General features: G+C 67.1%; 1 protein-coding gene. It reads left to right on the plus strand.

What is annotated here, in order from left to right:
* Positions 1-147: 147 nt before the first annotated feature.
* The coding region (locus EN850_RS33450) for an amino acid permease (protein ID WP_136092926.1) at positions 148-516 on the plus strand (369 nt) is incomplete at its 3' end.

Genomic DNA, 516 nt, shown 5'->3' on the forward strand with positions numbered 1-516 from the left:
CTCCGGCCTGCTTTATGCCGATTCCGGCAGCCTGATCGCGGTGCAGCGCGCGGCACGTCGGGTATGACCCCCGTCAGTGGCAATGCTGCGCTGCGTTCGGTCACACTCGGGAACTTGTCGTTCTCAGTCACCCCTTCCGAGGCCTGCATGTCCCTGTTCCGGCGCAAGTCCCTAGATTCCGTCACCGTCCACGAAGCCGGCAGGCGCCTGATCCCGACGCTCAGCTGGCCGCACCTGATCGCGCTGGGCATCGGTGCCATCGTCGGTACCGGCATCTACACGCTGATCGGCGTCGGTGCCAACCTGGCCGGCCCGGCCGTGCTGATTTCCTTCGCCATCGCCGGTGCAGTCTGCGCCTGTGCGGCGCTGTCCTATGCCGAGCTGTCGACGATGCTGCCGGCCGCCGGCAGCGCCTACACCTACAGCTACAGTGCGCTCGGCGAGGTGTTCGCCTGGGTGGTGGGCTGGAGCCTGATCCTGGAGTACTCGCTGGTGGTGAGTACGGTGGCGGTGGGC

It is taken from the genome of Mesorhizobium sp. M8A.F.Ca.ET.207.01.1.1 (genome assembly GCF_004794715.1).
Classification (GTDB): Bacteria; Pseudomonadota; Alphaproteobacteria; order Rhizobiales; family Rhizobiaceae; genus Mesorhizobium.